Annotated in this window: 10 protein-coding genes; 4 read left to right on the top strand and 6 right to left on the bottom strand. The window is 49.4% G+C overall.

The features are described 5' to 3' along the window. Nucleotides 1-205: 205 nt before the first annotated feature. From QUA78_RS31430 to QUA78_RS31405, 6 genes are all read right to left on the bottom strand, one after another. Nucleotides 206-430 carry a hypothetical protein gene (locus tag QUA78_RS31430; RefSeq protein WP_333399221.1) on the bottom strand — a complete coding sequence of 75 codons (225 nt, stop codon included), beginning with the start codon at nucleotides 428-430 and terminating at the stop codon, nucleotides 206-208. Nucleotides 431-472: 42 nt separating this feature from the next. Beyond that, nucleotides 473-805: a hypothetical protein gene (locus QUA78_RS31425; RefSeq protein WP_333306675.1), complete on the bottom strand. Its 333-nt coding sequence runs from the start codon at nucleotides 803-805 to the stop codon at nucleotides 473-475. A gap of 33 nt (nucleotides 806-838) precedes the next feature. Next, nucleotides 839-1,180: a hypothetical protein gene (locus QUA78_RS31420; protein ID WP_333306673.1), complete on the bottom strand. Its 342-nt coding sequence runs from the start codon at nucleotides 1,178-1,180 to the stop codon at nucleotides 839-841. Between the two features lie 62 nt (nucleotides 1,181-1,242). Continuing rightward, nucleotides 1,243-1,725, bottom strand: coding sequence for a hypothetical protein (locus QUA78_RS31415; protein ID WP_333306671.1), 483 nt, complete (start codon nucleotides 1,723-1,725; stop codon nucleotides 1,243-1,245). Nucleotides 1,726-1,787: 62 nt separating this feature from the next. Then, a complete protein-coding gene (locus QUA78_RS31410; protein ID WP_333306669.1) occupies nucleotides 1,788-2,072 on the bottom strand; it encodes an HU family DNA-binding protein in 285 nt (94 codons plus the stop codon). A gap of 92 nt (nucleotides 2,073-2,164) precedes the next feature. Beyond that, complete coding sequence (locus QUA78_RS31405; protein ID WP_333306667.1) at nucleotides 2,165-2,596, bottom strand: hypothetical protein; 432 nt, start codon at nucleotides 2,594-2,596, stop codon at nucleotides 2,165-2,167. 154 nt (nucleotides 2,597-2,750) lie between these two features. Here QUA78_RS31405 and QUA78_RS31400 point away from each other — a divergent pair, with 154 nt between their 5' ends. The 4 genes from QUA78_RS31400 (at nucleotide 2,751) to QUA78_RS31385 (ending at nucleotide 5,965) form a co-directional block, all read left to right on the top strand. After that, entirely contained in the window at nucleotides 2,751-4,475 is a 1,725-nt protein-coding gene (locus QUA78_RS31400; RefSeq protein ID WP_333306665.1) for a hypothetical protein, read from the top strand. A 105-nt stretch (nucleotides 4,476-4,580) separates the two neighbouring features. Beyond that, a complete protein-coding gene (locus tag QUA78_RS31395; RefSeq protein WP_333306664.1) occupies nucleotides 4,581-4,856 on the top strand; it encodes a hypothetical protein in 276 nt (91 codons plus the stop codon). 36 nt (nucleotides 4,857-4,892) lie between these two features. Beyond that, entirely contained in the window at nucleotides 4,893-5,180 is a 288-nt protein-coding gene (locus QUA78_RS31390) for a hypothetical protein (RefSeq protein ID WP_333306662.1), read from the top strand. Further along, on the top strand, nucleotides 5,153-5,965 hold the full coding sequence (locus tag QUA78_RS31385; protein WP_333306661.1) for a hypothetical protein: 813 nt from the start codon (nucleotides 5,153-5,155) through the stop codon (nucleotides 5,963-5,965). The genes QUA78_RS31390 and QUA78_RS31385 overlap by 28 nt, the downstream gene beginning before the upstream one ends. Nucleotides 5,966-6,022 lie beyond the last annotated feature (57 nt).

The raw sequence follows: 6,022 nt of genomic DNA, 5'->3' as shown, positions 1-6,022 counted from the left end.
ATTGGTTATCAAATGGGGACGGAAACTTAAAAACAAAGGAAATGCTATTATCACAATTTAAATGCGAAACAGCTTACACTTCATCATTTTTAAGCTTGAGATGGACTTCACCTGATTCTGGGTTTTGTACGATTTTCATTTAAAAGTAGTTGTCTAGTGGTTGTCTAGCAGCCGATCGCCCAACAGCGACCGATCGGCAAATTGTCTAAGATTTTTCCTCAGGAGTATTTGCAATAGTGTTCAGCCGCGCAGCTATATCGCAAATACCCCTAACTTCAGCAGAGTCAAAGGAGCTATCGCTTTCTAACTCTTTTACTCTTTTGCTCAAATCTGATAATTGTTCGTGGACTATTGCAAAAGCATTGCGATGATTTTGCAAAATTTCATCATGTCTCTCTAGAGCGGTAACTATTTTATTCAAAATAGTCACAGGGTTGTCGTCCATCTAATCAAACTCCTTTTTAATTTATATCTAGTGGTTGTCTAGTAGCCGATCGCACTTAACGACAGATTCAACGAGCGCCTCGTTAGTCGGATACTTGCTAACCCAGGTCTGGTAATCCCTCGTCGGACTCTGTGCAATTTCCCACATCTCGCCGCCGATGTTTCTGATAAACAGCTTCACGCACCGACCCGCCACGTAATCCAGGTCTAAGTTGCCATCCTCTAGTTCGATATCTCCGAGTTTTGTATCCAGTTCCCTTAAGGCCTCAAGATAACCTAGCCCGATAGGTCGCGAGTATCGAATTGCGTTTACTGCGATTTGTATAACTTGTTGCTCGGTCGCTTTGAATTGAAAAGTCATGTGTTTTACTGTCTAGTGACTGCTAGCAAATGTCTAGTGGTTTAGCCGATCGCCCTTTGCGACCGACTCGACAAGCGCCTCATTCTCTAAAGTTGTTGTAAATTCTTCTGTCAAGTTCCAGCCCTGGTCGAGCAAGGTATAAGCGTTAGGGCAAGGAATTAATGATTTGTGCAGTTTCCTCGCTGCCAATTCGGCTACCTTCATTGTGTTGCCAATCCTGTCGGCGCGGGTTGTGGTTTTTAAAAGCTGAACCGCCGCAATTAAGGAGTGAACTTCCGGCCCGCTCAAAAATATTTGTACTTGTTTGAGGTCTTGGAGTTCGCGGACACCTTGCTCGTGAAGGAGATTTTCTTGTTTGAGCGTTTGTTTTTCCATTGGATGTCTAAATGTCTAGTGTTTGTCTAGCAGCCGATCGCCCTTCGCGACCGATCGCCCGCTTACATATCGAGTTCAAAACCTTCCCTCTCAAACTTCCGCTGAAGCTGGTACATCATCGCAGCGCCGGCGGCTAAAGTTTTGGGGTCGATATCTTCATCGCCGGCTACAACTTCCGCCCTTTTGTAGCCGGTGCAGCGGCAGCCGAGGTTTTGCAGAAATCTCTCGCAGAATTCCTCGCACTGCTGCCAAGGTTCTTCTTCGGTTCCTTCCGGCACTAAGATGTCGGCGCTGGGATTCCAGCCGAGTTCCAGCACTTTGTAAGTTTCGGATGTTTCGCTGAACAGGTTTTGCAGTTGCCGCGCCGTGTCGATCGCAATTTTGGTAAACGTATCGTCGGCAATCGCTGGGTGACGGGTTGCCAGTTGGATGTGACTGATAATTGCGATCGCTGCGATGGGCGGAAGTTCGATCGAAGCTGGCGGCAAGTCCTGCATCGCGTTCACTTCGTCGGCGTATTTCTTCAGGTTGGGATACTTGGTCATTGGTTGTCTAGTGATTGTCTAGTAGTAGCCGATCGCCCAACAGCGACCGATCGGCAAATTGTCTACGCGGTTCGGCCGCTCACAGCATCTTTGAATTGCTTGCCTGCCGAGAAAGCCGGCACCGTGGTAGCAGGTATCGTCATCTGTTCCCCGGTCTTGGGGTTGCGACCGTCGCGAGCTTTGCGCTCTCTCGCTTCAAACGAGCCGAAACCGACTAGCGTTACTTTCTCGCCGTCTGCGACTGCCTGAGTGATGGAATCTATCAGGGCGTTTAACAGTGCATTGGCTGCTTTTTGGGTAGTGTCGGCTTTGGTGGCGGCTAACTCCACAAGTTCTGCTTTGTTCATAAGTGCGATCGCCCTTTGGTCATTAGTTATTAGTTATTAGTCATTAGTAACGCAAAACCAGCACCCCTAAGGAGTGCTGGCTTCTGTTGCGATTATTCTGCGAGGTTCTCCCCGCCGTTTTGATTGGATGGCTCTGTTTGTTGCTGCTGCATCAGTATCTGTTGCTGCTGCTGCATTTCTTGATACTGCTGTTCTTGCAGCTCTTTGAGCTTGATTAAGTTGTTGAGTTTTTCTTGATATTCCTTGACTTCCTCGCGGTACCAGATGATGCACTCTTGACTCTTGACCAACTGCTTTTTGGCATCGTCGATTAGCTGGTCGATAACTCCCCCAAAGGGGTTGAAATTTCCAATTCCCTCCTTGCTATCTTCTCGATCAAGTGTGAGGAGCTGAGCCCCAACCCCTCTGCTAACTCCCGAAAGAGCCTCGCTGCCGTGGGTGTAAGGGTGAACACTTTGTCCACCTTCACTTCCCCGTACTCCAACTGTTTTGCCTTCTTGACCTTGACCATGCTGTTGATTCATAACGTCTCTTTTAAAAGATTACCAAAGTCACCTAGGTTAGGTTGACATACTGACCGAGGTGACTTTATGATAGTACCAAAGTCACCTCGGTGACAAGATTACCTGCATAAACCTGAACGAACTGGGTGGGCAACACCCACCCTTTCCCTAACCTATGTACACCCTGGAAAGTCTGCAACAGAAGAATTTAAAGGAATTGAAGGAAATTGGCTGTCAGCTCGACGTACTCCCGGAGGGCGACAGACGTTGCCGGCAGAACTGGATTGATGCCCTAGTCGGCGTGCAGCCCCCGCTGCTGCAACTGCTGGAAGCTTCCCCCGCGGAGGTAGTCGAACCGGTTCAGGAGGCGATCGAAGTTCAAGCCACCGAGCCGATCGAAATCCAAGCCCTGGCGTCTTTTCAGATTGGCGATTTAGTCAAGTCCGTTTCTCAGCGTTGGGGAATTGAAAACAAATCCTTGACAGGCACTGTGATTCTCGTTCACCAGTCGGGCGGGGTGCGTGTTGATTTCGGCTCCGGTGGAACTTTTGATTATTCCCGCCCTGGACTGAAGGATTTGGAGTTGATTAAAAAGCCGATCGAAGTTCAAGCCCAGGAGCCAATTAAAGAAGAGCTTTTTGACTTAGAAGAGCTTTTCGAGCGCGACTCGACCGACTGTCCGGCCTGTGGGAGTGTTGACTCCTTGTATGCTGTCCGGTCGCAAGAGTACGCCAACGGTTTTTGGGACATTCACTGCGACCAGTGCTACTCAGGTTGCTCCACCGACAGACTGCCGCTTTGCTTGGGTGAATGCGAGATCGAAGTTCAAGCCCAGGAGCCGCCGATCGAGTCCAAGTTTGGTCGCATCGTTTATTCTCGATCGGTCGAAAGTGCGATCGCACAAACAGAAAAAACAACGACGGGGGAAACTGATGGAAATACGCCAAAAACTGATGGAAGTACAACCGCCACACTTGTACGATTGTGTGCTCCTTCACATCACCCAGGCGCCGATACCGCCGAATTACATGGAAGTAGCGGCGGCATTGAAAGCAGCAATCCCCAACACAAAGAAGGCAATCGAGTATTGGAAGTGGCAGGGGATAGTGAAAGAGATAAAGGGCGAGCTTTACGCAGTCAGCCAATTGAACTAGCGGCCATTTACAACGACGAACAACCTCCCAACCGAGGCGACGGCAAAGGGCGAGTCGAAAGTGCGATCGCACCAGCGGCCAAAAAATCCCTCGATGCCGAAGCGGATTGTTCCCAGTCACTGCCGGGGATTACCTTCTCGCCTAGGTTTCTAGCAACCTACCCCCCCTACTTCGGCGAGGTTCACTACAAAGCAGAAGCCACCGGGCAACTCAACTTGCTCGAACCGGAAACAGACGGCGAGCCGCCAGACCCCGATGATTTTGAATTGCTCGAAGACTTCAAAAGGGCGATCGCACTTTGGGACGCAAAACACGAAGTTAACCCCATAGATAACGAGCCACTAGACATAGCGCTAGACTCTTTTTGCTTGTGGGCCCCTTGCCCCGACGACTGGTACGAGCCGGCAGCCAAAAGTTCCAGCACTTGCGAATTCCTTATTCCTGTTTTTGACGCTTGGTGCGATCGGCAAAACGACTCCGATGAACCGCCCGACACAGGGATTGGCGCGCGATTGCCGGGGCCCAAGCCGCCCAAATTTCCCCCGGGGGCGATCGGGCAGTCACGTGACAGTGACATACCAAACGCAGGTCAAGCGCATACCAAACGAATACCAATCACATACCAGTTACATACCAATCACAGCCTAAGCGGACGCCAAACGAATATCTACTGCATTACTTACTGCATGGCTGCTGCTGGTAGCAGTCAACTAGGGCGATCGCCTCCGGGAGGTGATGTCATGTAAAAGCAATTGCTTGCGTACAGCATTGATTGATTTATCACCCTTCTGAATCAGAGTTATGCGATCGCCACTCGAACCTGGCGATCGCTTCTTCCCTCCTTCGCTGTTATGGAAAAAGCACATTGGTATCGCTACCTGTGCAACGGGTACGAACCTGACAACACCATCAAACTAACGGGTGAATTGGTTGGTGGCTCTTATGTAGTTTTTGAAATGTGGGGGTCGCTCACTTTCAACGACGGACACTTCTTTGCATCAATTCATAGAAATGATAGTGGAGAGTTTGTTTGGAGAAGCGACGACAGAACAGGTCACGCAACTACTTTTATGGACGCTTGGGAGAATATGCCCGCCGTCATCAAAGACCCAGACCATTGGGACTAGTCAGATATGATTTATCACGATTAACAGTTGCCAACTATGGAAACAACCGAAAATCAAATTGATTGGTACGAACAACCGAAAGAATGCGTTTTTGACTACAAGGGTAATGACTGTCCTGCGTGGGCTTTAGGTCAGATACGTCTACCGTTTGCCCTCCGCACAAATCTGTTTATTTTAGTCGGAGATTTTGCTTGCGAACTTCTCTGGTTTTCCAGCGATAAAATCTCATTCCAGCCCCGCATACCTTGGAGTGATTCACACAGGGAACGCGCTTATTCTTTACTAACTACTGACAAATGGAAATCACTGCCAATTTATTTCTAAGCGAGCCGCGCGGTGATTTTCAACCGCTCCTGGACTTCGCAGAAGAAACCCTCGCTACCGCTCCCTACAACGACTTGAGCGAACTCACGCGCGAGATTAAGAGAGGCTTTCTAGACTACGTGCGCCAAGGTATCATGCTGCACACCATCCGCCGATTCCGACTGTACAAAGACAAATTCAAAGATTTTAAAACCTACTGCGAACAAGGCTTAGGCCGCCAGCATTTTTACTGCAAGCAAATCATCAAAGCAGCCGACATCTGCCTCCGACTAATAAAAGCCGGGTTCCAAATTTTGCCCAACTGCGTGGCTCAAGCTACCACGCTGGGGAAGTACGCTGCGGTGGATAAATACGGCGACAGTCCTTTACAGAGCAAGTGGCAAGAGGTTGTCGATAGCGTACCCAAAGAAAGAATTTCGGCAGTGACCATCGCCGAGACGATCGACGAAAACCCCGAGCCCAGACTCCAGCAAGTCCGCATCAAAAAGGACACCTACGCACTTCTGGTCAAGAAAGCAGCAGCAGCCGGGCTGTCCTTCCAGGAGCTCCTGGATAGAATCGCCGACGAGTACAAGCCCCAAGAAGATACAGAGGAGCCAACCATCCCCACTCCCGAGCAAGAAGAAATTTTAGACCAGCTAGACGCCGAGTTTCAGAAAGACGCTGCTGTCGCGGAGGCGATCGGCTCAACCAACAAACCAGTAGCAGGTTTTGGCAAAAGAAAGCCCTCAAAATGCCATCAAAAAGCTATCAATAGATCCGACAAAGTGTCGGACTCATCCTAATTAGTTTTTTAAAACCATGTCTCACAATACTTTCACTTACAGGCATTCTGAGTTGCC

The organism is Microcoleus sp. K4-B3, from assembly GCF_036704615.1.
Taxonomy (GTDB): Bacteria; Cyanobacteriota; Cyanobacteriia; order Cyanobacteriales; family Microcoleaceae; genus Microcoleus.
This window is presented reverse-complemented; position numbering and strand designations above follow the sequence as displayed.

Excerpts from the sequence above, each read along its gene's own strand:
- QUA78_RS31425 (WP_333306675.1), bottom strand. The coding sequence starts at position 805 with ATGACTTTTCAATTCAAAGCGACCGAGCAACAAGTTATACAAATCGCA.
- QUA78_RS31420 (WP_333306673.1), bottom strand. The coding sequence starts at position 1,180 with ATGGAAAAACAAACGCTCAAACAAGAAAATCTCCTTCACGAGCAAGGT.
- QUA78_RS31415 (WP_333306671.1), bottom strand. The coding sequence starts at position 1,725 with ATGACCAAGTATCCCAACCTGAAGAAATACGCCGACGAAGTGAACGCG.
- QUA78_RS31410 (WP_333306669.1), bottom strand. The coding sequence starts at position 2,072 with ATGAACAAAGCAGAACTTGTGGAGTTAGCCGCCACCAAAGCCGACACT.
- QUA78_RS31405 (WP_333306667.1), bottom strand. The coding sequence starts at position 2,596 with ATGAATCAACAGCATGGTCAAGGTCAAGAAGGCAAAACAGTTGGAGTA.
- QUA78_RS31400 (WP_333306665.1), top strand. The coding sequence starts at position 2,751 with ATGTACACCCTGGAAAGTCTGCAACAGAAGAATTTAAAGGAATTGAAG.
- QUA78_RS31395 (WP_333306664.1), top strand. The coding sequence starts at position 4,581 with ATGGAAAAAGCACATTGGTATCGCTACCTGTGCAACGGGTACGAACCT.
- QUA78_RS31390 (WP_333306662.1), top strand. The coding sequence starts at position 4,893 with ATGGAAACAACCGAAAATCAAATTGATTGGTACGAACAACCGAAAGAA.
- QUA78_RS31385 (WP_333306661.1), top strand. The coding sequence starts at position 5,153 with ATGGAAATCACTGCCAATTTATTTCTAAGCGAGCCGCGCGGTGATTTT.